The organism is Streptomyces sp. NPDC029956 (genome assembly GCF_055574655.1).
Map to the genome: position 1 here is coordinate 1 of NZ_JBVHZJ010000085.1, position 25,571 is coordinate 25,571.

At 67.7% G+C, this 25,571-nt stretch carries 16 protein-coding genes; 6 read left to right on the top strand and 10 right to left on the bottom strand.

Annotated features, from left to right (window positions below; genetic code table 11):
* The first annotated feature begins 645 nt into the window (after positions 1–645).
* The 3 genes from ACZ4XX_RS37805 (at position 646) to ACZ4XX_RS37815 (ending at position 1,932) form a co-directional block, all read left to right on the top strand.
* Positions 646–1,035 (top strand): hypothetical protein, encoded by a 390-nt coding sequence (locus tag ACZ4XX_RS37805; RefSeq protein WP_468512343.1) that lies wholly within the window; start codon positions 646–648, stop codon positions 1,033–1,035.
* A complete protein-coding gene (locus tag ACZ4XX_RS37810; RefSeq protein ID WP_468512344.1) occupies positions 1,029–1,292 on the top strand; it encodes a hypothetical protein in 264 nt (87 codons plus the stop codon). The genes ACZ4XX_RS37805 and ACZ4XX_RS37810 overlap by 7 nt, the downstream gene beginning before the upstream one ends.
* Before the next feature lie 229 nt (positions 1,293–1,521).
* Complete coding sequence (locus tag ACZ4XX_RS37815) at positions 1,522–1,932, top strand: hypothetical protein (RefSeq protein ID WP_468512345.1); 411 nt, start codon at positions 1,522–1,524, stop codon at positions 1,930–1,932.
* A 162-nt stretch (positions 1,933–2,094) separates the two neighbouring features.
* On the opposite strand, the gene ACZ4XX_RS37820 is transcribed toward ACZ4XX_RS37815, so the two are convergent.
* The 4 genes from ACZ4XX_RS37820 to ACZ4XX_RS37835 all read right to left on the bottom strand — a co-directional run bounded on the left by ACZ4XX_RS37820 (position 2,095) and on the right by ACZ4XX_RS37835 (position 9,814).
* On the bottom strand, positions 2,095–3,204 hold the full coding sequence (locus tag ACZ4XX_RS37820; protein WP_468512346.1) for a DUF5954 family protein: 1,110 nt from the start codon (positions 3,202–3,204) through the stop codon (positions 2,095–2,097).
* Positions 3,205–3,307: 103 nt separating this feature from the next.
* Complete coding sequence (locus ACZ4XX_RS37825) at positions 3,308–5,656, bottom strand: zinc-ribbon domain-containing protein (protein ID WP_468512347.1); 2,349 nt, start codon at positions 5,654–5,656, stop codon at positions 3,308–3,310.
* A 16-nt stretch (positions 5,657–5,672) separates the two neighbouring features.
* On the bottom strand, positions 5,673–6,230 hold the full coding sequence (locus ACZ4XX_RS37830) for a DinB/UmuC family translesion DNA polymerase (protein ID WP_468512348.1): 558 nt from the start codon (positions 6,228–6,230) through the stop codon (positions 5,673–5,675).
* A 104-nt stretch (positions 6,231–6,334) separates the two neighbouring features.
* Positions 6,335–9,814, bottom strand: coding sequence for a DNRLRE domain-containing protein (locus tag ACZ4XX_RS37835; RefSeq protein WP_468512349.1), 3,480 nt, complete (start codon positions 9,812–9,814; stop codon positions 6,335–6,337).
* Positions 9,815–10,480: 666 nt separating this feature from the next.
* Between ACZ4XX_RS37835 and ACZ4XX_RS37840 the strand changes: the two genes are divergently transcribed.
* Both ACZ4XX_RS37840 and ACZ4XX_RS37845 read left to right on the top strand, forming a co-directional pair.
* Positions 10,481–17,737, top strand: coding sequence for an RHS repeat-associated core domain-containing protein (locus ACZ4XX_RS37840; RefSeq protein WP_468512350.1), 7,257 nt, complete (start codon positions 10,481–10,483; stop codon positions 17,735–17,737).
* Between the two features lie 78 nt (positions 17,738–17,815).
* Positions 17,816–18,574 (top strand): hypothetical protein, encoded by a 759-nt coding sequence (locus ACZ4XX_RS37845; protein WP_468512351.1) that lies wholly within the window; start codon positions 17,816–17,818, stop codon positions 18,572–18,574.
* Between the two features lie 142 nt (positions 18,575–18,716).
* Here the strand turns inward: ACZ4XX_RS37845 and ACZ4XX_RS37850 are convergent, their stop codons facing one another.
* The 6 genes from ACZ4XX_RS37850 to ACZ4XX_RS37875 all read right to left on the bottom strand — a co-directional run bounded on the left by ACZ4XX_RS37850 (position 18,717) and on the right by ACZ4XX_RS37875 (position 24,369).
* Positions 18,717–19,961, bottom strand: coding sequence for a tyrosine-type recombinase/integrase (locus ACZ4XX_RS37850; RefSeq protein WP_468512352.1), 1,245 nt, complete (start codon positions 19,959–19,961; stop codon positions 18,717–18,719).
* Complete coding sequence (locus tag ACZ4XX_RS37855; RefSeq protein WP_468512353.1) at positions 19,961–20,188, bottom strand: helix-turn-helix domain-containing protein; 228 nt, start codon at positions 20,186–20,188, stop codon at positions 19,961–19,963. Before ACZ4XX_RS37855 ends, ACZ4XX_RS37850 begins: the two co-directional genes overlap by 1 nt.
* Positions 20,188–21,633, bottom strand: coding sequence for a replication initiator (locus ACZ4XX_RS37860; RefSeq protein WP_468512354.1), 1,446 nt, complete (start codon positions 21,631–21,633; stop codon positions 20,188–20,190). Before ACZ4XX_RS37860 ends, ACZ4XX_RS37855 begins: the two co-directional genes overlap by 1 nt.
* A gap of 149 nt (positions 21,634–21,782) precedes the next feature.
* Positions 21,783–22,568 carry a DUF2637 domain-containing protein gene (locus tag ACZ4XX_RS37865; RefSeq protein ID WP_468512355.1) on the bottom strand — a complete coding sequence of 262 codons (786 nt, stop codon included), beginning with the start codon at positions 22,566–22,568 and terminating at the stop codon, positions 21,783–21,785.
* A gap of 38 nt (positions 22,569–22,606) precedes the next feature.
* Positions 22,607–23,983 (bottom strand): FtsK/SpoIIIE domain-containing protein, encoded by a 1,377-nt coding sequence (locus tag ACZ4XX_RS37870; RefSeq protein WP_468512356.1) that lies wholly within the window; start codon positions 23,981–23,983, stop codon positions 22,607–22,609.
* Between the two features lie 35 nt (positions 23,984–24,018).
* Positions 24,019–24,369, bottom strand: coding sequence for an SCO3933 family regulatory protein (locus tag ACZ4XX_RS37875; protein ID WP_468512357.1), 351 nt, complete (start codon positions 24,367–24,369; stop codon positions 24,019–24,021).
* Between the two features lie 172 nt (positions 24,370–24,541).
* On the opposite strand from ACZ4XX_RS37875, the gene ACZ4XX_RS37880 reads away from it, so the two are divergent.
* The gene (locus ACZ4XX_RS37880) at positions 24,542–25,408 is read left to right on the top strand and encodes a GntR family transcriptional regulator (RefSeq protein ID WP_468512358.1); all 867 of its coding nucleotides are present in this window, start codon (positions 24,542–24,544) and stop codon (positions 25,406–25,408) included.
* Positions 25,409–25,571: the final 163 nt, after the last annotated feature.

The following is a 25,571-nucleotide window of genomic DNA, read 5'->3' on the forward strand; positions in this document are numbered from 1 at the left end:
ACGACACCCCCGCAACTACCTGGCATTCCTCGGCCTCGCCGCAGCATTGTGCTGCTACAAGCGGCTCCACCGCCTCACCACATAGGACACGGTCTTACGCCTGGGGAATAACGAGAACGTTCACAGGCGGCCGCCTCGAGGAGGAGACGGCGGCGCATGTCGGGGTCCTCCGGTAGCGCTGGAGCGTGCGTGGACTTCCCCCGGGGCACGAAGCCTAGAGCCGTGAGGGGAAGGCCGGTGACGCTCTCCAGAGCCCGGCGCTGCCGTGCCTGCGGCCACCGGTTCTCCCCGGACAGCCAGCGGAACACCGTGCGCTCCGACGTTGAGCTTGTCTTGCCGGTGAGTGTGCCGATGGCGCTGTTGACTGCGTCCGCCAGCTCGGAGGCCGACATCTGGTGCGCTGTCATCCAGGCGGCCAAGGGTTCGTTTCTGGTCTCCGCCACGACAGCACGGTAGGGCGTGGGCCCGACCGGCCGCAGGTAATGGAAGAGTCAATTCGTCAGTCACCCCCGAACATGATGGGTCGACTTCGTCGTGCACACCGGCCCCTGGCGGGCGGTTAGGTGGTGCGTACGGCCTCGCCGTGCCCTTCCCCCGTAGGGCGCGGCGAGGCATCGCCTGCTGAGTCACCTGATGAGGGCAGTGATGATCGGTGCAGGAACGCCCCAGGACGAGACCACGGCCGTGCTGTACGTCTGCGCCGACCGCAGCACGCTGATGCCCGGCCTGGCCGTCCGTCGCGCGGAGGAAGAGGGACGCGCCGTCGCCCAGGACCGTGGACTGACGATCACCGAAGTCGTCACGGACGAGTACGGCGAGCCTGACCCGACTCAGCGGCGAGGCTGGTTGCGCATTCGGGAGCTGGCGGAGGGCGGCGCCGTCGGCGCCGTGCTGGTCCGCTGGCCCATCGCCATCGCCCCCGAGTCCGTCCCCGAACTCCGCCACCGTGAGACTGCCTGGCTGCAGGAGCGCGGCGTGCGCCTCCGGTATACCTGGGCGCCGCTGGCCGCGAAAGGCGGTGAGATCTGGTGCTGAGCCTCCTCCACCAAGATCACCCCTGGATCGGCCGGGACGTCGAGGACACCGCGACCGGCCAGCGCGGCACCCTGCACGCCATCGCCCCCGACCTCGACAAGCCCGACCCGATGGCCTGGCTGCGGCCAGTCGGCGGAGGCACGGAGTGGACCACCCACCCCACCGCCCTCGCCAACCCCGCCCCGCTCAGTGCGGACCCTCGGGTTCCACGAGCTGCCCCTCTGAACAAGTCAGGGCGTGCACATCCTGCGGGGTGATTCCGGGCACGGGTGACGGGGCAGGGTGCCCTGGTCCGTCGGAGAGTCCGGCGGGACGGGGAGGGCCACATGACGGTGTACGCGAACTACGCGGAGAGCAGGGCGGACAGGGCGGCGAGGCGGAACTTCTGACGTGGGCAGGTCGCGCGGGTTCCTGTGGGACCGGCTAGTTGATGCATTCCGCGGGCAGGACGCCACACCACCTGCAGTGTCCTTCACCCTGAACAGCGTGGAGCGGGAAGTCGACCCTTCCACGGAGACTTGGTGGCACAAGCGCCCCGCTGCCCCGGCCGCGATGCAGGAGGTCCAGGTCCGAGCACCCGACGGCTACGACTTCGCCCGTCTGGTCTGGCAGGTATGCGATCCGTGCCGCCTCGGGCTCATCGCGAAGATCAGAGTCGCTGGGCCGTGGCAGCGCCGCGGATACGGAAGCCGCATGGTGCGCTTCGCCCTGCGCGGTCGAAAAGGCTACGCCTGGACCACGACACCGCAGTCGGAAGACGGCAAGGCCTTCTTCCCCGCCGTCAGCGAGACGACCAGCGTCGCACTGCCCCCGCAGCGCGACCTGTGCGAGCACATGCAGGCCCGGGAGCCGCGCCACTCTGTGCCCGATCGGAAGCTCGATCCTCCGCCTCCGTGACGATGTAGGCGGGTCGGCTCCGTCGCACATCGCCACGGAGGCTGCTGCCATCTGCTCGTCGTACTCGGGCGTCACGGGCGCAGGGGAACGGGTCCTACCTGATGCCTTTGGTGGTGACGACGAGCCGCGGTTTCGCGCAGGCGGTGAGGCCCGCTCACACAGTCATGAAGGAGCCTCGTCTTCCACGGACCCCTCGAGGTGGACGGAGCCGTGCTCGTCCAGGCGCGGATGGAGGGCGTCTGGGGCGTGGGTGTTGATATCGGAGGGGCGTGGGCCTTCCGGTCCGTCGGGGCCCCAGCGCAGCAGGCGGCGGGTGCGGCCGATCCGGGAGACGGTGCCGTGGACCTCGACCTCGTTGAGCCGACCAGCTCGGAGTCGGTCCGCGGCGTTGGCGAACGCCGCCAGCTCCGTCACTGCCGGGCTGGTGTTCTCAGCGACGACGCTGTGTGCGTCGATGTCTGTCTCGGCGTCGTAGGGGATCAGGCCGCGCGTGCGTGGTTCCATCCAGGCGAGGGCGAAGGCGAGTGTTCGCCGTGCGTCGTGGGCGGTGGCCTGCAGGCCGCTCCCCGGTGTCCAGGGCTCGCTGCCGGACCGCTCGACGATGAGGAACGCCGCCGGCATGAGCACGACGTCGGGGTGCGTCTCTACGGCCTGCGCGGAGTCGCGCAGTACCGGGTCGGGGAACCTGGTGCCGGTGTAGGCCAGGGAACGCAAGGACAGCCGCTCCGCTGCCTGGAGTGGGGTGAGGGGTGCGTTCGGGTCCAGGACGAGGTCGTCGTCGACCCGCGGACTGCGGGCGCCAGCACCGGGGCTCCAGTCGGGGGTGAGGGGTTCGGGATCGGTGGGCCGGGGCGTCTCGATGTCGCCGTGCTCGTCGAGGGCCGCGTACTCCTCGGCTCGCACCACGCGGTAGCGGGTGCCGAGCACGGTGAGCTCGTCGACGTACTCCGTCTCCAGCCGGGCGACCGCCGCCAGCAGCATGCGTCGTTCCGCCAGGTTCTTCGCCTCGTCCTTCGCCCGGAACCAGAGCAGGGAGTTCAGCGTGTCGCGGGCCTGCTGGGGGCAGCCGTGGGTGACCTCGACGACCACCCGCCACCGCTGGCCGTCGTCCTGGCCCTGCGAGGCGACCCCGAACAGCGGACCCCGTACTGCCAGGGCGCTGTTGCGTACCGCGGCGTCGTGAGCGTCGGCTTCCATCGCGGCCTCTACCGGTTCCACCGGAACCCTCACCACCACCGGCCACCCGTCCAGTCCCGCACCCTCTTCGCGCATGAAGCCATCCTCGCGGCCCTTGTGCGGCCACATCATGGTTTCGCCGGATTGTCCACCTCAGCGCCTGACCTTTAATAGTGGCCGCCCTGGTTGGTTGCAGCGGCTATGAGCCGCTGCCAGCTGGTGGAGTCGTGAACCGCCCGACCTGAACGCATGCTGGGCACCGGGTCCCGTGGATCGCCCTGTTCTTCACCGAGGCGATCCATGTGTGACCACAGCCGGCGCAGTGCCACCGGCAGCGGGAATGGCTTCCTGGCTTGAGGGCGCGCGGGTCGCGTTCCGGACGGTCGATATTCTCGACGGCTTCTGCAGCGAGGAGGGGAAACAGCTCGGCGAGGCTCTCGCCTGGCGGAGCGGTCGCGCGGGCCTGAGCGGTGCGGGCGCGTCCGCAGGCGGGGCATCCGTTGCCCGCCGTGCGCGTAGCGATCTGGGCAGACCATTGGTGGTCGCACGTGGTGCAACGCCAAAGGCAGTTCTTATTCGATTTGGGCAAGAGGTCCTGTGCTGTGCGTCCGGGTTCGTCCAAGCATTCAAGGAACTCGCGGGCAAGAGCGGGGTGGAGAGTGTGGAGACTACGCTCAGGAGACGCCACGGATCGTGTGCGGCCACCCCCTACTCGTGCACAAGACGGGCATCCTCGGCCGCTTACTCGTCCAGCGGGAGAGGCCTCCCATTCATGCCCGCAAGCACGGCAGCGCCAGGTGCAGAGGAAGTTACTTGAGGGGCGCAGCTGTTCGGGGTTCCGGGCGGGACGAGACGTGCAGGAGATGAATTCTGAGGCAAGTTCTGAGTGCAGGGCGGCTAGCGACCGGCCTGGTTGGGGTAGCGATCGACGGTCGCCGCAACGTTGGGTGGCGCATTTCGGGCAGCCTGTTCCCGCCTGGGCTCGCGAGCCGACGACCGCGTTCCACGTCCAGCCGCAGCTGCACGTCCATCGCGCGCGGTCCTTTGCGCTGGGAGCCAGCCATTCCAGTCCGATGCCGGGCCGGGTCAGGTTTTCCCGGAACTCGCTCAGCAGATGCGGCGCGGCGTCTGCGGCTGATCGACTGGGCTTGCCGGCAGCGAGATCGGTCCAGGTGCGGGCCGCGCGGGCCAATGCTCGTGCTGCTTCTTCGGCGGAGAGGGCACGGCAAAACAGCTGCCGTTCGGCCAACCAGGAGCCGATGCTTTTCGCCCACACCACCGGGTCACAGGCACCACCGTCTCCTGTGACGATGCAGACCTGACCTTCGACCGGTCCCAATTCTTCAGGCCGTACCCGCAGGTAGTCGAGATCTGATAGAGCTGTGACCTTCCGCGCGTCGCGAACCAGGTCGCTGTGCCAGCGTGCCGGGTCGAGATCGATGTACAGACCGTTGCCAGGTAGGTGGAGATCGATGCGCCATGTTCGGCCGCCCACCATAACTTCGGCGTCCACTTCAACCTTGACGCCGCAGCTGGAGTGGAGCAGTTCGGCGACCTCGAGCTCGAAGCGAGAGCGGCCGAAGCCGTTGCATCGCGGGCAGCCGGAGCCTCTCGCGCGAACGTGAGCCGGGGAGGACCATTCGTGACCGCGGCTGCATCGCCAACGACACCGGTCGTTCGCCTGTGCGGGCATGCCGGGGGTCATCCTGCCGGGGTGAGTTTCGTTGGCCACGAGCTGACCGACCAGGTGGGGATGGGTATCAGCGAGAGACGTGCCCGGGCGGGGAACACGACGGGTCGCGGCGCTCTGGATGACTCCGCATCTCGGGCAACCGCTGCTCTTCGTCACACGATTCACGATCGTGGCCTCCCAAGCGTGGCCACACTCCGTGCAGCGCCACGCGCAGCGGTCGATCGACGCTGGCCGACGCTCCTCAAGACCAACGCCGGGCGAGGTGAGATTCTCGATCAGTTCCGCGACGAGAGCCGGCGCTCGATCCGCTGCCGAGACGTCCTCACGGACCGCTCGCCGAGCGGCTGCGCGACGTTCGTTCGCGCACCGGGGGCAACCTCGGCCCGCTGTCCGGTTGGCTACAGTCGCCACCCACTCGTTTCCACAGCACGCGCATTTCCAGTGGCACCTTTGCTGTGAGCCTGCGCGCAGTCCCTCCGGGGTGTTCTCCGGACGTGACTCGTTCCGTACGAACTCGGAGCTGATTTTTGGGTGCAGATCCGCGAGCGCCTTCCCGCGTGGAGCACGGGACCGGCTGGCGGCGCGGACCAGTACGGCACACATGGGGCACCGACCGCCCGCTGATCGCGACGCCGGTGTCGCGATCCACACGTGCGCACACGTCAGGCACTGCCACTGCGTCTTCAGGTTGCTGTACGTGCCGAGCTCAGCCAACGGGTGCTCCGGCCGCCCCACGACTCCTACGACCTCGGCGAAGACGGTCGGGTGAGTGTCCGCCAACCATGTGCGCGCTCTCATGCGGACAGCATGCACTCCACCACTGACATCGATTCTGGGGCTTGTAGGCCAACGCATATTGAGGTGGAGGAGACTAGCTCGCCTTGAGGTAGGCGCCGGCTGGTCCGGCCAGGCGGTACCCGTAGCGGGTGTTGATGCGGTCGAGGACGGGTTCCAGGGAGAGCCGGTTTTCCCGTGCGGGGTCCAGGGAGATTTGTGTGCCGGGGCCTTCGCCGGCGGGGCGGAGGTCTTCGACGGTCACGAGGAGGCGGCGGATTCGGGCGCGCTGGAACGCCATGGAGTCCAGGTTGCGGAAGACGGTGACTCTGAGGTCGTCGGTGTGAGCGGAGGGTTGGGGGAGGGCGCGGGTGCGTTCGACGGTGGAGCCGTCGGCGAACCGTACGGCCAAGGTGAGCTTGCGGGCGATCTGGTCGCGGCCGCGGATCCGCTGCCCGAGGGTGGTGACCAGGTCCAGCAGGGCTGCGCGCACGAGGACGGGGTCGCAGACGTCGCGGTTGAAGGCGTGGAAGGCGCTGGTGGACTCGGGCATGCGGCGGGCGGTGACGGTGCGGGGGTCGATTCCGCGGGCGCGTTCGCGCAAGGTACGTCCGGCCTTGCCGCCCAGGACGCGGCAGACGACGGTTTCGTCCATCGCGGCGAGCGCGCCGATGGTGTGCAGCCCGAACGCCTCGAGCCGGGCGGCCTGGGCCGGGCCGATGACGGTGGCCGAGGGCCGCCTGCGAGGCGAGGTGTGTGTTAGCCGAAGGCGCGGGTCCCTGTCCAGTTGACCCAGCTGGCGGTGACGCGGGTGCCGTGCTTGTTTGCTTCTCCCGGGTAGAAGTAGAGGGTGCCGTCGGTGGCCATGGCCCAGATGTCGGGTGTGGTGGCGGTGTAGCGGTCGACGTCGGGGGTGCCGATGACGAAGGGCATCTGTGCCGCGGCCCATCCGCCGGTGCCGTAGATGGTGTCCAGGCCGGTCAGGGAGCTGGCCTCGGTGGCGAGCGAGGCGAGGTCGACGCCTCCGCCTGAGGGCTTGCCGGTGCGCAGGACGAGCCCCTTGTTCTCGACGGGTCCGCGGAAGAGGAGGTCGGGGATGTTGTCTCCGCTGAAGTCTGCGACGGTGACGATGTCGCGGTCGGTCCAGGTGCCGCCGGTGATCAGGCGTGCTTCGGTGAAGGAGGCGCCGGTGTAGCCGAGGAAGGCCCACAGTTCGTCGCCGGAGGTGGCCAGGACGTCGGGGAGTTTGTCTCCGGTGATGTCGCCGGTGGCTTTGATCTGGGTGAGGGAGGAGGCGGCGGGGGAGCCGGCAGGCAGGAGGATTTCGCGGCGCTTGGTGACGTTGACGGCGCCGTATCCGTCGCCGGGGTACATCCAGAGTTTGCTGCCGACGCGGACGATGAGGTCTTCCAGGCCGTCGCCGCCGTAGAAGTCGCCGTTGTGGGTGATCAGGGCGCCGTTGAAGTGGGCGGAGGGTGGGGCGATGAAGATGGGCAGGCCGTCGCCGCCGTTGGGGTCCTTGTTCGGGTTGAGCTGGTAGGCGCCGGACATGGAGTAGTCGAACTTGCCGGTGCCCTTGGCTGTGGTCGCGGTGCTGCTGAGGGCCTGGGAGGGGAACAGGCGCAGGTTGTTCTGGCCGGTGATGGTGAAGAGGTCGGGCAGCGTGTCACCGGTTACGTCGCCGGGGAGGTCGGCGTTCTCGCGGGGGGTGACGTAGAAGAAGTACTTGGTGGGTTCGGAGACGTGCCCGGTCTGGTCGACGGTGCGCACGTACAGGACGTTGGGCCCGGCGGCAGGCGGTTTGACACCCGAAACGGTGGTGGGATTCGTGGTGAGGGTGACGTCGATGGGGTAGTTGTTGGCGTTGAAGCCGTATTCGAAGCGGATGACGTCGGCGTCGAGGGCCTGGAACTTGAATGTTCCGGTGCTCCCGAACTTGATCTTCGACCAGTTGGAGTCTTCGGGGTCGTTGCCGAAGGTGTTCTCGTTGCCGTCGGCGTTGGGGAAGTCGGTGGAGCTGACCCTGGGGGGCTTGGGGGCGGTTTCGTCCCAGATGAAGCGGCAGGGCACCTTCGGCATGTAGGCGGAGGAGCTGCCGGCGGAGTCGACGGCCCGGACCGACCAGGAGTAGACGGTGTTGTTCACCAGTGCGTCGGTGGAGTAGCCGGGGGTGGTGCGGGTGGCGGCGGCGGTGCTGCTGCCGACGGAGACGGTGCCGGTGGATTTGAGCATGTCGCCGGTGGTGGACCACTTGTTGGTGGGCCACAGGGCGAAGTCGAGGTAGTCGAGGTTGCTGTCCTGGTCGGTGGACCTGGCGGTGAAGGTGAGGCTTGAGGAGCCGACGCGGACGTAAGGGGGGTTGGTGGTGCACTTGAAGTCGGGGCCGAGATCGAGGTTGGTGGGGGCGGTGGGGGGCCGGTTGTAGGTCAGCTCCAGATAGGGGGCGTTGTCGCCGTCGGCCTGGAACTTCTTCCACGCGTACTGCGACTTCTCGTCCCTGGCCCGCATACCGAAGGTGATCAGGCTTTTGCCCTGGTCGGCGGCCTTCTGGGCGGCGCCGAGGACGTTGAATGTCTCGTAGTCGTCGCGGCAGTTGGTCTTGTAGCCGTGGGCGAAGCTTCGGGCGGGTGCGGCCAGGTTCGAGTCGGTCAGGGGTGGTGCGTTCTTCCAGTTGGTGCGTCCGTTGATGGGGCTGGTGACGTGGACGGACATGGCACGGGCGCTGCAGGACCAGGAGTAGGTCTCCAGCATCCGCAGGGTGGCCTTCTGGATCTTTGCGCCCTTGAGGTTCTTGTCGTAGGAGATGTTGAAGTAGGAGCGGGAGGTGCCCCAGGTGTCGGACTCGAAGCCGACCCGGGCCTCGTGGGTGCCGCCCTGGTTGAAGTCCTTGCCGTTGAAGAACGTGGCACTGGGGTGGCGGCTGTAGGCGGTGGTCCAGTCCTGGGTGTGCTTCTTGACCGTGGGGTCGATGAAGACCGGGTACACGGTTGCCGGGTCGGTGAGGAAGTCCTGGCTGGGCGTGAGCAGCCAGGTGCCGTCGCCGAGTTCGGCTTCCACGATGTCGCCCCCGGACTCGGGGGAGGGGCCGTTGAGCAGCGGGAGGCTCAGCGTCGCGGCGTTGCCGGTGTGGGAGGGCGCGGGGGTCGGCTCGGCGGGAACGGGCGGCAGGGGCGCGTCGGTGATGGTCGGGGCGGCCTCGTCCGTGGCCGCGGGCAGAACCTCGCCCTCGGGGTCGATGTTGTCGTCGGCGAGGTCCTCGGTGCTGGTGCTGGGGCTTGGTTCCGGGGCACTGGTGGTGGCGGCCGGAGTTTCGGGAGACTCCGGGGCGGTCGGCTGTGAGGAGGCGCCGAGTTCGCCGTCGGTGACGGCCGGCGCACCGCTGCTGTCCCACATCAGCGGGGTCGGCGACAGTGCGACGTCCTGCCCATCGGGGTCCTGTGCCGTCACGATGCCGGAGGACGAGTCGAGAGTGAACGTGAGCGTGGGGGAGGCCAGGCCGTACGACAACTGCGCGACGCGCGGGTCGGCAGCGGCCTGACGGTTCTTCACGACGATGAGCTGGGCGAAGCCGTCGTCCTCGGCCGTCAGGACGAGGTCGGCGCCGGGGAAGATCTCCGGGTACAGGGCGCGGGAGCCGTCGATGATAGGGGTGGGGACGGGCCCGGGCCAGGTGAGCTGGATCTCGTGGGTCTCAGGGATCTCCGTCGTGCCGCCGACGGTGAGCGTTACGAGCGGGCTGCCCGCCTCGTCCTGCGTCTTCAAGGCCTTGACGAGCGAGATCCGGTGCACCTGCCCGCGCGATGCCCGGTCGACGTTGCCGGGACTGCCGCCGGAGAACACAACCTTCGTGTTCGTTGCCGCCGGTGCCCAGCCCGTACCGGTCCGCTTCAGCGTTGTGTCGATCTTCTTCCACTCATCGTCGGCCTTGGCCCAGAGCGGGGAGGAGTACAGCTTCTTCGTCATCAGCCCGTCGGGACGGGCCCAGGTGGTCGAGCGTATGGTCCGCAGCGCGGTGACTTCGACGGGCTTGCCGGCCTTGCGTGCCAGGGAGACCGCCGACGCCTCATCCACCTTCCGCTCCGTCGGCTCACCCTCGCGGCCCTTGGCCGGGTGGGTCATAGCCGGGTCGCCGGAGCCTGCCTGGAAGCCTGCGTAGGTGATGCCGCCCGCTGCGAGCGCAGCCGCGACCACCAAGGCACTCACACGCCGTGCCGTCGGCCGCTGCCATGTCTGTCTCATCGGGGGAGGACCCTTCTTCCCAGCATTCCGGGCGCTGGAGGCACCGGCTGAAACCACGAAGCCGGCCATGACGTCATTGCCAGGAGAGACTCCGGATCGAAGATCACCCCCGCGCGGGCATGGCTGGGCGAGCCGATGATGTCCCATCAACTCCGCTGCGTCACCCCGCAGCTGACTCATGCCGGGGCCATCCAGCTTCACCTACAGGCAGCGGCCACGATGCGGCGAACCTCGTGGGCGAAGGCGGTGCGGACCACAGCGCTGGCAGAGAGTATGTGAAAACGGGACGAAAGATCGTCGCAATCAGTCACTTCGTGACGTGATGTGCGCATCGAGTTCACTCCACGTACTTCACCCTTGACCTTGGTAAATGCGTCTTGCGTTCGGGAGTGGGGCTTCCATGGGCATTCAATTGATTACGCACCGTGAGAATCCTCACGTCAGACACGTCTCCTCTGGAATTCCTTCACGAACTGAACGCAGAATTTGCGGGATCTGAAGTGCAATCACCTGCAGTCCGCCTTCCGGCTACCGCTCCAGGTGGTTCGGAGGGACCTCGCCTTGTTCGCTCGTCACCGTCAAGCCCGTCGCAGGGTTCGACGTACTGTCATACCCGCGCTCGGCGCAGCGCTGCTCGTGGGCCTGCTGCCTGCCCAGGCTCTGGCCATGCCGCCGGACCCGGGGAACATCGAGGCAGGGCGTGAGCCCATCGAGGCCGAGCCCCTCGAGCTCGAAGACATTGAGCTGGACAAGCCGGTCGAGGGCGAGACGTTCGAGAAGGACCTCGACACGCTCAAGACCGAGGTCCCTGCCGACCAGCAGCAGACACCTGCGGGAACGACGACTCCACCGGCCGCCGACACCGAGTCCTTCACCTTCGGATCCGCCGTCAGCCCTGCCGGGTTCTCCGCCGCGACGACGACTGCCGCGGAAAGTGGCCTCGTTCGGATCCCGAATCTTCCCGTCCTCGCCGGCAAGGCGCCCGATCACCCCGCGCCCACCGGCACGTGGCAGTTCAGCGTCGTCGACCGTGCCAACGAGACCGGCCAGGGAATCGACGAGCCCCTCAAGGTCGGCGCCCTTGTAGCCGTCCAGGCCCCCGCTACTGGCTCCGTGCCTCTCACGGTGGGCATCGACTACAGCGCCTTCAAGAACCTCTATGGCGCCGACTGGGCCTCCCGGCTGCGCCTGGTCCAGTTCCCCGGGTGCTACGCCACTACGCCGGCTGATCCGGCGTGCCAGGAGTACCAGGAACTCGAGACCGAGAACGACCCCGTCACGCAGACAGTGACGGCCACGATCGATCCCGCCGCCGACGGCACAGTCGCCCCCTCATACCTCAAGCGGTCCGCACCGTCCGGCTCCGGCATCATGCAGGCCTCATACACCCATGCCACCCCCGCCGCGGCGGGCGGAGGAAAGGCAATCGTCGGAGCCATCGACTCCGGCGCCGGCGCCGGCGGCTCCTTCAAGGTCACACCGCTGGCCTCGAGCGGCAAGTGGTCTGCGGGCGGATCGGCCGGTGCCTTCACCTGGTCCTACCCGATGGTGATGCCGCCCGCTCCGGCCGGACCTACACCGAACGTCACGCTGTCTTACAACTCGCAGGCCGTCGACGGCAAGACCGCAGTCTCCTCCCCCCAGGCGTCGTGGATCGGCGAAGGCTGGGACTACAGCCCTGGCTTCATCGAGCGCCGCTACCGCAGCTGCAAGGACGACACCCACACCCTCACCGCCGGCACCCCGAACAACACCGCCAAGGCCGACAAGACCAGCAGCGACCTGTGCTGGGTCTCCTACAACGCGGTGATGTCCCTCGGCGGCAGCACCACCGAACTCGTCCGCGACGCCCCCGCGAACAGCAACCCGGCCACCGACACCGAGATCTACCGTCCCCGGAAGGACGACGGCACCCGCATCGAGCGAGTCGTCACCGCCGGCACGAACGGTGATGACAACGGTGAGCACTGGCGGGTGACCACCACCGACGGAACCAAGTACCACTTCGGCCTCAACAAGGTGGGCGGCACCCACGCCGACAGCAACTCCGTCTCCACCGTCCCCGTCTTCGGCAACCACCCCGGCGAGCCCTGCCACGCCACCGCCTTCAAGGACTCCCGCTGCGGCAACGGCAAACAGCAGGCATGGCGATGGGGCCTGGACAAGGTCGAAGACGTCCACGGCAACGTCATGATCGTCAACTGGAAGCAGGAGACGAACTACTACGCCGTCCGCGGAGAGCGTGCCGGTGGCGTCAAGCCCGAAGACTACGAGCGCGCTGCCTATCCCACCAAGATTGAATACGGGCTGCGCACCAGCAGCCTGACCAGCCCGACCGCCACCGTAGAATTCGGCACCGACCAGCGCTGCCTGAAGACAGGCACCGCCTGCGACGAGGCCAACTTCAAGCCGGGCTCCTACCGGCCCTGGTGGGACACACCCGGATCCCTCAACTGCACGTCCGGCTCCAAGCTCTGCCCCGCATTCCCGTCCTTCTGGACCCGAATGCGCCTCAAGACCGTCACCACCAACGCCACCCGTGTCACCAGCGACGGCAAGACCAGCTTCGGCAAGGTCGACACCTACACCCTCAACCACTCCTTCCCCGAGGACTGGTACGACACCGCCCCCGGCCTCTGGCTCAACTCCATCACCCGCCGCGGTTACGCCCCCGGCGACACCACCGGAACCCCCCAGTCCAAGGACGGCGTCAGCTTCGACCACTACACCGTCGGCAAGCGGTCGCACGAATCCCTCCGTAAACACCTGATCGACAAGCAGCTCCCCAACCTCGTCGCCAGAGACAAGGACGACAAGCGCCCCGGCTTCACCCGGCCCCGCATCGGCACCATCGCCACCGAAGCCGGCGCCGACATCGAAGTCGAGTACATCGGCGGCTGCCAGTACCAGCCCGCCACCGACAAGGAACAGGCCAACGGCGCCTGCTACCCGGTGCACTGGTCCCCTGACGGCGAGGAGAAGAAGCCCGCCAAGGCATGGTTCAACCGCTACGTCGTCCAGTCGGTCACCGAGACCGACAAGATCGCCAACATCTTCGGCAAGCCCATCAAGACCACCTACGACTACCTGGGCCCGGCATGGGCCAAGAACGACGACGAATTCCTGCGCCCCGCCCTGCGCACCTACAGCGACTGGCGCGGATACCGCCGGGTCACCGTCACCAAGGGCCCCAAGACCACACCCCCCACGGCACCCCCCGCCTCCGGCACCCCGCCCCACGCACCCGCCTCCCAGTCACGCTCCACGACGCTCTACTTCCAGGGACTCGGCGGCGCGGTCAAGGACTCCGTCGACGGCACCGTCCTCCTCGCCGACGACGCCCCCCAGTACGCCGGCATGACCGCCGAAACCCTCACCTTCCTCAACTCCGACACCGCCAAGACCTACTTCGACAACGACCCGGCCACCAAGCCCGTCTTCAATAACCGGACCCGGACCTTCCCAGAATCGTCCCCACCCACAGCAGAACGAGCCCGCCAGGCCGAGGACGGCAGCGCCCTGCCCGCCCTGCGCTCCTACCGCACAGCCGTCAAGAAGACCGACAGCATCCAGGCCGACGGCGCGAACTGGCGAGGCGTCCGCACCACCACCCTCGACCGCGACACCTACGGACTGCCCACCGCCGTCGAGACCGCCGTCCTCACCCACATCGGCACCGCAGAAACCCTCTCCCAGCAGACCTGCACCAAGACGTCCTACGTCCACAACACCACCGCATGGCTGATCGGTCTGCCCAGCACCGTCCGCACCACCGCCACCACCTGCACTGACCACGCCGGCGCCGACAAAGCCACCGAACTCAAGGCCTCAGTCCAGAACCGCTACGACCACCTCGACCACGGCGCCACCCCCACCAAGGGCCTCGTCACCTCAGTCGACGGCATCGACGGCACCGGCACCACCCACTCCGTCACCACCAGCACGAAGTACGACGACCTCGGCCGCGTCACCAGCGTCACCGCACCCGAAGTGGGAGAGACCAAGACCCAGTACGACCCGCCCACCGGAGGCCCCGTCACCTCGGTCACGAACGTCAAGACGGTCAACACCAAGGACCGCGCCACCGTCACGACCTTCGACCCCGGCAGGGCACTGCCCCTGAAGGTCACCGACCCCAACGGCCGGGTCACCAGCACCCAGTACGACGCCCTCGGCCGCCTCATCAAGGGATGGTCCCCCTCCCGGTCCGCCGGAACCCAGACCCCCAGCGTCGAGATCGCCTACCAGACCGCAGCCGTCGCCGCCGACGGCAAGACCAGCCCCGCAGCCGTCACCGTCAAGACCCTCAAGGACGACGGCAGCTACGCCCGCCAGGTCACGCTCTACGACGGCCTCATGCGCCAGGTCCAGACCCAGTCCGAAGCCCACGGCCCCGGACGCATCGTCACCGACACCACCTACAACGACCATGGCCTGGTCGCCGAACAGACCAGCGGATACCTCGTCAAGGGCGAACCCACCACCGACCTGTTCAAGGTCAAATCCCCCACCCTCGTCAAGAGCCGGGTCAGGACCGCCTACGACGGCATGGAACGCCCCGTCCTGCAGATCCCCTACCACGGACAGACCCGCCGGGACTGGACCACCACCACCTACGGCGACACGACCACCACCGTCGACCCCGCCGGCTCCACGGTCCCCTCGACCACCACGGTCACCGACGCCCTGGGCCGCGTCACCGAACTCAGGCACCACACCGGACCCGGCAAGTACCGCTCGACCACATACAGCTACGACAAGCGCGGCAACCGGGACACCGTCACCGACCCGGCCGGCAACGCCTGGACCTACCTCTACGACACCCGCGGCCGCGTGACCTCGGTCAAGGACCCCGACACCGGCATCACCCAGACCCAGTACGACAACGCCGACCGCCCCACCAGCGTCACCGACGCCCTCGGCCAGACCACCTACACCACCTACGACGTTCTCGGCCGCGTCACCGCCGTACACCAGGGCTCGAAGCTGACGCCCCCGGTCAAGTCCTACACCTACGACCCGGCCGGAGCCTTCGGCCTGGCTTCGGAGTCCACGCGCCACACCACCAAGCCTGACGGCACCAGCAACGGCGACTACACCACCAAGATCACCGGATACGACACCGAGTACCGCCCTACCGGCCGTCAGATCACCATTCCCGTCAACGACATGACGACCGGCTTGTCCGGCACCTACACCTACAGCTACACCTACACCGCCACCGGAAAGCCCCTTTCCGTCACCCTGCCCGCCAAGGGCGGCCTGGCGGCCGAGAAGGTCATCACCCGCTACAACGAAGACGGCCTGCCCGAATCCACCTCCGGCAAGGCCTGGTACACCTCCGACGTCACCTACTCGCCCTACGGCGAAGTCCTCCGCTCGGTCTCCAGCGCACAGCCCTACCGCATCTGGACGACCAACTTCATCGACGAACACACCGGCCGCCTGATGCGCACCGTGACCGACCGCGAGAAGGCCGGCCCCCACCGCATCTCCGACACCGGCTACGCCTACGACGCCGCCGGCATGATCACCGCCAGCGCCCGCCAGGACGCGGTCACGGACGCCAGCACCACCTGGGACAACCAGTGCTTCACCTACGACGCCATGGGTGAACTGGTCCACGCCTGGACCTCGAACATCAAGCCCAACGGAACCGGCATCGGCTGCAAAGCCGCATCAGGAACCACCTGGGGCTACAACAGCACCGGAGCACCTTCCAGCGGCCCCGCCGTCGACGCCCCCAACGCCGCGAACACCGAACCGGCCGGCCTGTCCAACACCGCACCCGCGACAGGCACCATCGCCACCAACACCGGCACACCCACCGAAACACTCACCGGAGCCGTCACCAACCAGGCCGCCTACCGCCAGTCCTTCACCTACGACTGGATCGGCAACCGCGCCAAAATGACCGAGCACGACCCGGCCGGCGACACCTCAAAGAACATCGCCTACACCTACAACCACAGCACCACCCAGCCCCACACCCTCACCTCCGCCACCTCCACCACCGCAGGCAAGAACAGCACCTACACCTACAACCCCACAGGCACCACCAAAACCCGCGACCTCCCCGGCGGCACACCCGGTACCCCGGAACAGACGCTCCAGTGGACACCTGAGCACAAGCTTGAGTCGAACTCCGTAGGCACCACCAAGACCACCTACGTCTACGACGCCGACGGCAACCGCATCCTCGAGAGCACTCTCACTGGCAGCACCCTCACCGGCAGCACCCTCTACCTCGGCGACACCGAACTCACCACAAACGGCACCGCCATCACACGCGCGTCCCGCGCATACACCCAGGCCGGTACCCCCACGGTCATCCGGACCGACAACACCACCGGCGTTCACGTCCTCCTCACCGACCACCTCGGCACCGCCCACACCACCGTCGCAGCCACCGACGACCAAGCGGTCACGCGGCGAGCCTTCAAGCCCTACGGCGAAATTCGCGGCGCCAAGCCCACCAGCTGGCCCAACAAGCGCAGCTACCTCGGCGTCGGCATCGACGACACCACCACCGGCCTCACCCACATCGGCGCCCGCGAATACGACCAGAACACCGGCCGCTTCATCTCCGCCGACCCCATCATCGATATCGTGGACCCGTTGCAGATGAACGGGTACACCTACGCCAACGGAAGCCCTGTTTCCAAGAGTGACCCCACCGGACTTCGTCCCGAAGGCGTCTGCGGCGGAAATTCATCCAGGTGTAACTCGGACAATGACGGCAACGAGTCCGTTCAGACCTACCATGAATCGTGGGAGTACAAGGTCACGGGCTGGAAATATAACAGCTTCGAAGAAGACAGCAACGGAAAAAGGACTTACAACAAGCCGCATGGCGTGAACTGGGGGACTGTGGTCCTCCTCGATCGCCGAACAATGAAGTGGAGCGTCAACACCGTCGCGGGTGTCGGGCGCTACTTCGCCTCCAGCCTGGACCTGGTCCTTCCGGAGAAATTCTCTGCCTCCCGAGGTTACGACAACCTTGCGAGATCAGTCGGCTTCGATACGAGCGACCCCGCCTATGAGGACGGGGAGGGCCTCGCCAACATGGTCACTCTTCCCTTCGCGGGGGCCAAGAATCTCGTCAAGCGATGCCACTCCTTCCTCCCAGGGACCGAAGTCCTCATGGGTGACGGCACCCGAAAGAAGATCGAGGAAATCAAGTCTGGGGACACTGTTGTCACGACCGATGTTGAGACAGGAAGGAACGCAGAGAAGAAGGTCCTCGAAACCATCCGGACTGAGGACGACAAAGACTTCACCCAGATCACCATCGCAACCGGTGAGGACCTGTCGAGCATCGTCGCCACCGATACCCACCCCTTCTGGATCCCCACCCTGAAGCAATGGGTCCCGGCCGGCAATCTCAGCACCGGTCAATGGCTTCGCACGAGCGCGGGCACACTGGTCCAGATCACAGCACTCGACCACTACACGAAGCGCCAGCGCACCCATGACCTCACCATCGAGGACATCCACGCGTACTATGTGCTGGCGGGTGTCACGCCAATCCTGGTTCACAACTGCAACGTATCGCTGAGTCAGAGGGAGGCGAATACGCTGCGCGTCGGTCCTCATGCCGATGAGTCGGTGCCTGCAACCGGGCCGGTCGTTACCTCGGAGCAGAGTGCGGCCATGCAGGGAAGGCCATGCCACTCCTGCGGTGGGAGCAGTCCGACGATGACGGGTGACCACCAGCCGTCTACTGGAATTGGACCGACTAGCCTTCCGCGCAGCCTGTTTCCTCACTGTGAAACGTGCAGTGATACTCAGGCGGTTGCTGTATCGAAAGCCCAGCAGATGCTGCGCAATCACGGCTATCACGATCCCACGTTTGCGGGGCTGCCAGGGATTCCGAGTGCAGCTGAGAAGCTAGCGGAGCTACTGCCAGGCCATACGCGGTAGTAGGGTCAGGGTGCGCCCGGTTGGCAACGGCGCTGACCGGGCGCACCATCAAACTCAGATTGGGTAGTTGGCGGAGAAATGCTCATTGGTAGTGCCGAGCTTTACTTGAACCATCGCGTGATCCGTATTGGATCGACAGCCCCGCCGGAGGAGGTTCTGGCGCTGGCCGGTGCGCCACTGGTGGCGTCTAGGAGTCACGTCCAGATCGCCGCACGTGCGCAGGTGGGGCTGGTCCGGGTCAGGCTGTGGAACAGGGCTGGCCCGGCCGAGGGCAGCGTCCTGTTCGACGGAGACCTGGTGCTCGACGACGGGGCCATCGGAGTCGGCGACATCCTCGGCGTGTCACGTTTCGTGCAGAACGTCGGGGATCCTGGCGTGCATCACATCCGAGTCGCTGTCGATGACCCCGGGATTGCTTCCCGTGTCGACGTAGTTATCGATTCCGGACGCGACGGGCAAGCACTGACAAGCGTGGACGGTTACCCGCTGCCCCAGTTTGTAGTAGCCGATGATTTCAATCTCGGTAAGTCTGATGAACTTGGACTGATTCTTTCGGCTCACGATATGCCGCACAATCGCCTTGCCGCCTCGTTCAAGGTGATCAAGCTGGCCTCGGAGTCAGATCCTTTGGACCGCGTAGAAATTCTCAGGGAATTTCGAATGCGCATGGTCTGCGAGTGGCTTAGGTGGCTCGCCCCCGTGGCCTCTGCGGATGCAGTGTCTGCGATGGCCGGTTACATGTCCGAACGTCTGGATGGAACGGCGGCGGTAGGTCTCGACCACGCTTCAGCAGAGCTCGCTGCGGATGTACTTGCCCGGCTGTCCGGTGACCGCTAGTAGATGTTGCGCTGCTAGGGATCGTGACCAGTAGCAAATTTTAGCCCCGCCGAGCTGTGTGCGGCGGGGCTAATTTACCGCCTGACGGCAGTAGTTGACGGCAACGGCGGCGGACACAGTGGTGTCCGCCGCCGTCTGACTGTCAGGGGCCGCCGAGCGCGTGGCCGAGCAGGTCGATGGCGTCGCGCTGAAGGCGGATGCGTACGTGGGCGTAGACGGTGGCGGTGACGCCGATGTGGGCGTGGCCGAGGAGTTCCTTGATCACGACGAGTTCGACCCCCTGCTCCAGGAGCAGGGTGGCGGTGGAGTGGCGGAGGTCGTGGAAGCGGATGCGGCGGAGGCCGGCCGTGCGGAGGAGCGTGGTGAAGGTGCGGGTGAGGTTGGTCGGGTCGATCGGTCTGCCCTGCGCAGTGGCGAACACGTGCCCGTCGTGCTGCCACGTGGTGCCCGCGGCCTCACGCTCGCGCTTCTGCTGCTCGTAGTGGAGCTTCAGCGACTGGACGCAGCGGGCGGGAAGGGCGATGCGGCGCTCGGAGGCGCGCGTTTTGGTGGGCAGCGTGGTGAGCCCGCCTGCGCTGGTGCGCTGCAAGGTTCGGCGGATTGCGGCGGTGCCCGCGTCGAGGTCGAGGTCTTCCCAGCGCAGGCCGAGGAGTTCGCCCTTGCGGAGTCCGGTGTGGAGGGCGAGTTCGAACAGCGCGTGCAACCGGTGTCCGCGCGTGGCCGCGAGGAACTGGCGGGCCTCGTCGGCGGTGAGGGGTTCGAAGCGTCGGGGGCGCGGCGTACCCGTACGGACGTTGCGGGCGACGTTACGAGGGATCTCCTCTTCGCGGACGGCGTGTTCCAGGGCGGACTTGAGCACGGAGTGGATGTAGGTGAGCGTCAGCGGGGAGAGCAGCTTGTGGCAGCACTGGCCGGCGGCGCAGCAGCGGGGCTGGTCGCGCCGGGCGTCGATGCCGCGCGTGCAGCATTGGCAGGTGGTGCGGAGCTGGTTGAGCCAGGTGCGGACGTCCTTGGCGGTGAGCTTGGCGAGCTTCTTCTTGCCCAGACCGGGGACGAGGTACTGGTTGACGCAGGCGGTGTAGCGGGTGTGGGTGTTCTCGCGGAGCTGATGGACGGCAACCGCCTCCAACCAGTACGTCAGGTATGCGCTGACGCTGCCCTGCGCGGAGGGAACGGGGACGCCGCGGTTGCTGGCGGCGATGCTCTCGGTGAGCTTGGCCAGGGCTTCCTTGCGGGTGGTGCCGTAGACGCGGACGCGGCGACGGGTGTTGCCGGGGGCGAGGACGTATCCGGCGGCTTCCCAGCGGCCGTCCTTGCGCTGGTAGACGGTACCGTCGCCGTTGGCGCGCACGCGGCGGGAGGCGGGGGTGTCGCGGGGCGTGGTCATCAGGCGGCGGCTTCCTGGTCGAGTCGGGTGCGGATGAAGTCGGTGAGGGCGTGCGTGGGGATGCGGCGGGCGCGGCCAAGGGTGATCGAGGCAAGCTGCTGGGTCCGGAGCAGGTCGTAGACAGCGGAGCGGCCGAGCTGGAGGCGGGCCATGACCTGGGGCACGGTCAGCAGTTCCTGCGACGCACCCGGCGCCTGATGGGGCGTGGTGGGCTGGTACGAGGTCATCAGCAACCCTCTTCCGCTACGAACTGCCGTTCCAGTTCTCTGCGGTGCCAGACGGCGGCTGCGAGTAGTCCGGCGCCGGGGCTGTAGCCCGAGCCGTGGTAGGCCCAGTGGCCGACGACGAGGGTGGTGTCCGGGTCGTGCTCGGGCAGGCCGGCGTGGGTGCGGGCCTGTTCGGTGCGCCAGGCGCGGCGGGCGTCGCGCAGTGCGCCGAGGGTGGTGGAGTAGCGGCGGGACTTGGTGGAGAAGTGGCCGCGGAAGCCGAGCATGTGCGCCCACTTCCAGAGCTTGAGGCCTTCGAACTCCGGCAGCTTGCCCAGCTCCCAGCAGGTGCGGATCATCTGCCGTACGTGGCGGGCGACCGCGAGCCGCGGCAGGGGCCGGGCCTGCCCGGTGCCGTTGCACGCGGTGCATGGGAGTGGGGTTCCGTGGGGCAGCAAGGTGGCGCCGCGACCCTGGCAGGGGCGGCAGAACAGGGCCCGGTCGAGGGTGCCGGAGGCTTCGGCGGACTTGGTGGCGTACTTGGCCACGTAGGCGGCGACTGCCTGGTCGGTCAGTTCGGCGTCGGTGCCGAAGGCGGCGATCTCGCGTACGTCGAGCTGTTCACCCCAGGCGAGTTCGCGTTCCCCGATCGCGTCCGACACGACGGTTACGCGGACGCGGGCGGCAGCAGCCCGGATGGCATCGGCGAGCAGGATGACGGTGGCGGACGGCGGTGGTGGTTGGGTGCTGCCGTTGGGGCCGTCGAGCCGGATGACGGCGTGGAAGTGGACCAGGCCGCGCTTCTGGTACTCGGCGACCTTGGCGAAGGAGACCCGCAGGACGGCTCGGGCGGCCTTCTGGGTGAGGCCGAGCCGGGCGGCGATCTCGCGGCGCAGGTAGATCGTGAACCGCGCCCACAGTGCTGAAGCGTGGGCGTTGAACAGGACCGCGCCCGCGTAGTCGTAGGTCGTGGGGTTCAGCGGGGTGCCGAGCAGGGTGTCCGTGGGTTCGTGGAGCTTGCGGCAGCGGCAGGGGCGGGTGCCGCCGTCGGTGCTGGTGGGGCGGTTGTGGACGGGGCCGAAGGAGGGGGCGGTGAGGGTGGTGAACACGCGGGGGTGGGTGCGGACGGTTTCGGGGACCGTCTTGCCGCCGGTCAGGCCAGCGCGGATGAGGTGGTAGGTGTCGGCGGCGTAGATGAGGGAGCAGGCCGGGCAGCGGGAGGAGCGGCGGTTGCCGCACGTGGTGAGCAGGGTGCCCGTGGGTTCGTCGGTCGTGGTGTAGGAGCGCAGCACCTCTCCGGTCGTGGTGTCGACGGTGGTGGTGCGGCCGGTCAGGCGTACGGGTTCGGTGCAGCCGCCGAGGTGTTCGATCTGCTGGTGTGCGCGGTCGAAGTCGGGCTCGTTGACGAGGTGGAGGAGGTCCCGCACGGCGGGGCTTGCCACGTGGCGCAGGTCCAGGGTGACCATGTCGGGGCGTATCCCTTCTGTCGGGGTGAGTGGCCCCGAGCAGCAACCGGTCAGCGAGGGGCATGCTGGTGCTGCTCGGGGCATGACGAACCGGGCCCATCGGTGGGCGTGGGGTTCAGGCGGGGTGATCCGGCCGGCGGCCGGGGGGCTCAGAGCTGAGCGAGCGCGGCGGTGGCCACCGGCAGGGCGACGCCCATGCGTGTTGCCAGCTGGGCGGCAGTGATCGACGCTTCGTGCTCTGCGTCGTGGGTGTCCGCGATGCGCTGGGCTGCGTCGAGCAGTACGGCCGGCAGGGACGGATGGGAGCCGATTACGGCCGTCTTGGAAGCAGAGGCCGGGGCCGGTGTGGGTGCCTCGATCACGGAGGGTACGACGGCCAGGGCCGGAACGGCCGTGGCGACGGGGAGCGGCTCACGGGCCGGGGTGACGGGAGCGGCGAGGGCCGGAGCGGGTGCCGAGTCGAGTTCCGGCTCAGTGACGGGGGCTGGTGTGGGGATGGACGCGGTGGTGGTCTCCAGGTGCGGGGTGGGGTGGGTGGCAGCGTGGAACTGGGCCAGGAAGGCCGGGCCGACGCGGCCCCAGCCCAGGAGCAGGAGCGGGGCGACGGTGTCCAGGCAGGCGCGGCCGTAGTGGCCGGTCAGCAGCGGTTCGGCAGTGTTCAGGGCCAGGGTGAGTGCGCCGCACAGGTGCAGCAGGCGGGTGCCGGCCTTCAACTCGTGTGCGGGGATGCCGCGCAGGGCCAGGAATCGCAGTGCGACCAGGAGTCCGACGACGGACAGGTCCACCATGGGGGCGATCAGCGGCGCGATAGGGCGGGGAACGCCGAGCCGCAGTGCGAGCGCCCAGACGTTGCCGAAGGAGAAGACGAAGGCCAGGGCCGCGATGATGGACATGACCATGGTCACGGTGTGGCGGGTGAATCGTTCCTCAGCCATCTGCGGGGCCTCCTCTCAACGCGGGATTTCAGGGGTACTCAGGACTCGGAAGGAGGGACAGGGCCGTCCGACTCGTCGTCGCCGGAGGCGGCCCAGCCAATCGAGTCGAGAAGCGCGTCCAGGCACAGGGCGGGGTCGGCGGTCAGGTGGGAGGTGGCTTCCGCGACGCGGGCCGCGTCGGCGTCCGAGACGTACGGGGTGCGGATGCGGGTGTATCCGGGGCGGCCCTGCATCGCCATGACGGCGACGCCGACGTAGGCGGGGTCCTGCAAGGTGACCGGGCTGGCGTCGGGCCAGTTGCGGATGTCGTCGCCCAGCGCGGCCACCGCGGCTTCCACCGTCTTCTGCGCGAAGGACAGTCCGATGGGGCATACGTCGCGGATGAAGGTGGGGATGGCGTCGCCGGTGGTCTTCTGGCTGATCAGGATCACCAGGATGCCGACGCTGCGGCCCTTCTTGACCAGGTCCTCCACCAGTCGGGCGTTCTCCGCCGTCAGCGCGGCCAGCCGTTTGGTGGTGGCGTCGCTGCCCTTGTATTCGCGGAAGTACGTGTGCGCCTCATCGATGATCAGGACCGTGAGCGGCCACTCGGGAGAGGGGCCGACGTGCCACATGTTCTTCACGCCCAGCACGTCGCGGATGGTCGCCGAGCGCCGCTTGCGCAGCTCTACCAGGCGCTTGAACAGCGCGTTCGCTTCGTCCAGGTCGTCCCCACAGAACGCGAACATCCGCTTGACCAGGTCGGCGTAGTCGCCCTCCGAGGCACGTGACACCTTCCCGTCCGCAGTCGCGATCTGCACGGCCGGGGAGGGTGCGAAGTCGCAGACGAACTTGTTGACCCCCGAGGTCTTGCCCGCACCTGGAGTGCCGGCCACGGTCACCCCGGGCACGTTGGCCAGGGACACGCACACCCGGGCGGCGTACTCGTCCACACCCAACTCCCAACGCGTCAGATCCGCAGGAGGGAGGCCGGTGGGCCGGTGGGTGGTCGGCGTGGTCAACGGGTCGGAGCGCACGCCCCGGATCACCACCTTGCCTGGGCCGTCCGGCAGCACGGAGACCCGTGTGCACCGCCAGGCGTCCGCCAGGAACCGCGCCGCCTTCTGGTACTCCTCCAGCCCGACCTGCGGCAGGGTCTTGGCCCGTACGATCACGCCGAACTGATCCGGCTTCACCTTGATCCTCGGGGTCAGCACCCGAGGTGCGGGAGCGGGACCGTCCTTCTGCGCGGTGATCTGCGCGAGCAGGCTCGGCGTCTTGTCGGTGACCGTCAGACCCGCCATCCGCGCCAGCCGTACCCAGCCCCATCGGATGCGGACGGCCTGACGGATGCTGACCCGCGTGCCCTTATCGGCCCGCACGTACCTCACCACAACCAGCAGCAGCCACACTCCCAGCAGTGCTGTCGCGGCCATCAGCGCCTCCAACGCGTGATCGCCGACGAGCCCGGTCACTGGGCCGCCTCCACTGCGACCAGTTCCAGGCGGGCGGCGCGGTAGGCGACGCCGTCGGAGAGCTGCCCGTTGAAGATCCGCGCCCACGGGGTCGCGAACAGGTCCACCGGCCGCACCATCGCCCCCGGCTTGAGCCCGGCCGCCAGGCCCGACTGCGGGACCGTGATCTTCATGATCTCGGCCCGGCCGTCCTCCATGAGCATCACGGTCACCGTGTAGAGCGACTCGCCGGTCTCCCGGTCGGTGGCGACCTCTCCGGTCTGCTGGTCCTTGATCTTCAGCGCGGGCTCGGTGCCCGCGACGCACACCGCCGAGCGCAGCAGACCAACACGAATACGGACAGCCATGCCATCACATCCCTCTCGATGGAGCCGCTTGATCGACTCGGATCGAGCATGAGGAGATGATCGCCCATCTTGCAAGCTCGATTAGCTTGCAACCTCGATTAGCTCGGTGACTGCCTGCACGGGAAGCACGTGGATGTGCCTGTAGCGCTATGGCTGGCGATACCGTGGGGGCATGACCCTGCCCTTGGACGAGGACCCCCGGCCGCCGTACCTCCAGGCCGCCGAAGCTCTGCGAAACGCGATCCTGAGCGGCGAGATGAGCCCCGGCGAGCGCCTGCCCTCGGCCAACGAGCTGCGGGATCGGTTCGGCGTCTCCAGCTCCACCGTCCAGAACGCCCTGCGGGTTCTCAAGCAGGAAGGGCTGGTCTACTCCCAGCTCGGTCGAGGCAGCTACGTCAGCGCATCCATCGACGGGAACGCCGGCCCAGCGGACGACGAGCCAGACGACGACAACGCCGAACCTGACTGGCCGGTCGATGTCATCCGCAACGAAGACGGCCGCCCGCCATTCGTCCAGGTGGCCGACTACCTCCGCCGTGAGATCGCAGAGGGCACCTATCCCGCAGGCTCTCAGCTTCCCCCCGCCCGTGAGATCCAAGAACGGTTCGGCGTCGCCAACTCCACCGCTCAGAACGCCTACCGGAAGCTGAAGCAGGAAGGGCTCGTGTACGCGGTCAAGGGGCGAGGTGTCTTCGTCCGCCAGGCCCCGGAGCCGGGCAAACACCACGGCCCCATCACGAACTACCTGCTACGTGACGAGATCAACCGCGAGGCACGCGAGGCTGCCATCGAGTTCGCCGACCTCAACGATGACGAACTGCTGGCACGGGAAGCAGAGCTGGACCAGCGATGGGTCACGGTCCGCGAGGAGCACCAGCGACTCTTCAACGAACGCCGGAAGGTCAAACGAGAGACGAGCCGCCGCGGCCTGTTCCTGCCGCCCCTCCATGACGACGAAAACGACTCCGACGTATCACCGAGCGAGAAGCTTGCCGCCGCACTGGACCAATCGAGGAAGCGGCGACAGCAGCGTCCCTGACTGCGACCGCCTTCTTGACGGTTCGGCCAGTGGGTGAGCTGTTCAGAGTTTCTTTACTTGATCAAGGCGGCCCGCTGACGCGGGCCGCGGGGGGGGGGGGGGGCCCGGGCCCCCACCCCCCCCCCCCCCCTCCCCCCCCCCCCCCCCCCCCCCCCCCCCCCGC

What these genes read in the sequence shown, in the direction of transcription:
- ACZ4XX_RS37825 (WP_468512347.1), bottom strand. Translation starts at nt 5,656, where the DNA reads ATGCGTTGGCCTACAAGCCCCAGAATCGATGTCAGTGGTGGAGTGCAT.
- ACZ4XX_RS37835 (WP_468512349.1), bottom strand. Translation starts at nt 9,814, where the DNA reads ATGAGACAGACATGGCAGCGGCCGACGGCACGGCGTGTGAGTGCCTTG.
- ACZ4XX_RS37855 (WP_468512353.1), bottom strand. Translation starts at nt 20,188, where the DNA reads ATGACCTCGTACCAGCCCACCACGCCCCATCAGGCGCCGGGTGCGTCG.
- ACZ4XX_RS37840 (WP_468512350.1), top strand. Translation starts at nt 10,481, where the DNA reads ATGCCGCCGGACCCGGGGAACATCGAGGCAGGGCGTGAGCCCATCGAG.
- ACZ4XX_RS37830 (WP_468512348.1), bottom strand. Translation starts at nt 6,230, where the DNA reads ATGGACGAAACCGTCGTCTGCCGCGTCCTGGGCGGCAAGGCCGGACGT.
- ACZ4XX_RS37805 (WP_468512343.1), top strand. Translation starts at nt 646, where the DNA reads ATGATCGGTGCAGGAACGCCCCAGGACGAGACCACGGCCGTGCTGTAC.
- ACZ4XX_RS37880 (WP_468512358.1), top strand. Translation starts at nt 24,542, where the DNA reads ATGACCCTGCCCTTGGACGAGGACCCCCGGCCGCCGTACCTCCAGGCC.
- ACZ4XX_RS37845 (WP_468512351.1), top strand. Translation starts at nt 17,816, where the DNA reads ATGCTCATTGGTAGTGCCGAGCTTTACTTGAACCATCGCGTGATCCGT.
- ACZ4XX_RS37870 (WP_468512356.1), bottom strand. Translation starts at nt 23,983, where the DNA reads ATGGCCGCGACAGCACTGCTGGGAGTGTGGCTGCTGCTGGTTGTGGTG.
- ACZ4XX_RS37860 (WP_468512354.1), bottom strand. Translation starts at nt 21,633, where the DNA reads ATGGTCACCCTGGACCTGCGCCACGTGGCAAGCCCCGCCGTGCGGGAC.
- ACZ4XX_RS37865 (WP_468512355.1), bottom strand. Translation starts at nt 22,568, where the DNA reads ATGGCTGAGGAACGATTCACCCGCCACACCGTGACCATGGTCATGTCC.
- ACZ4XX_RS37820 (WP_468512346.1), bottom strand. Translation starts at nt 3,204, where the DNA reads ATGCGCGAAGAGGGTGCGGGACTGGACGGGTGGCCGGTGGTGGTGAGG.
- ACZ4XX_RS37850 (WP_468512352.1), bottom strand. Translation starts at nt 19,961, where the DNA reads ATGACCACGCCCCGCGACACCCCCGCCTCCCGCCGCGTGCGCGCCAAC.
- ACZ4XX_RS37875 (WP_468512357.1), bottom strand. Translation starts at nt 24,369, where the DNA reads ATGGCTGTCCGTATTCGTGTTGGTCTGCTGCGCTCGGCGGTGTGCGTC.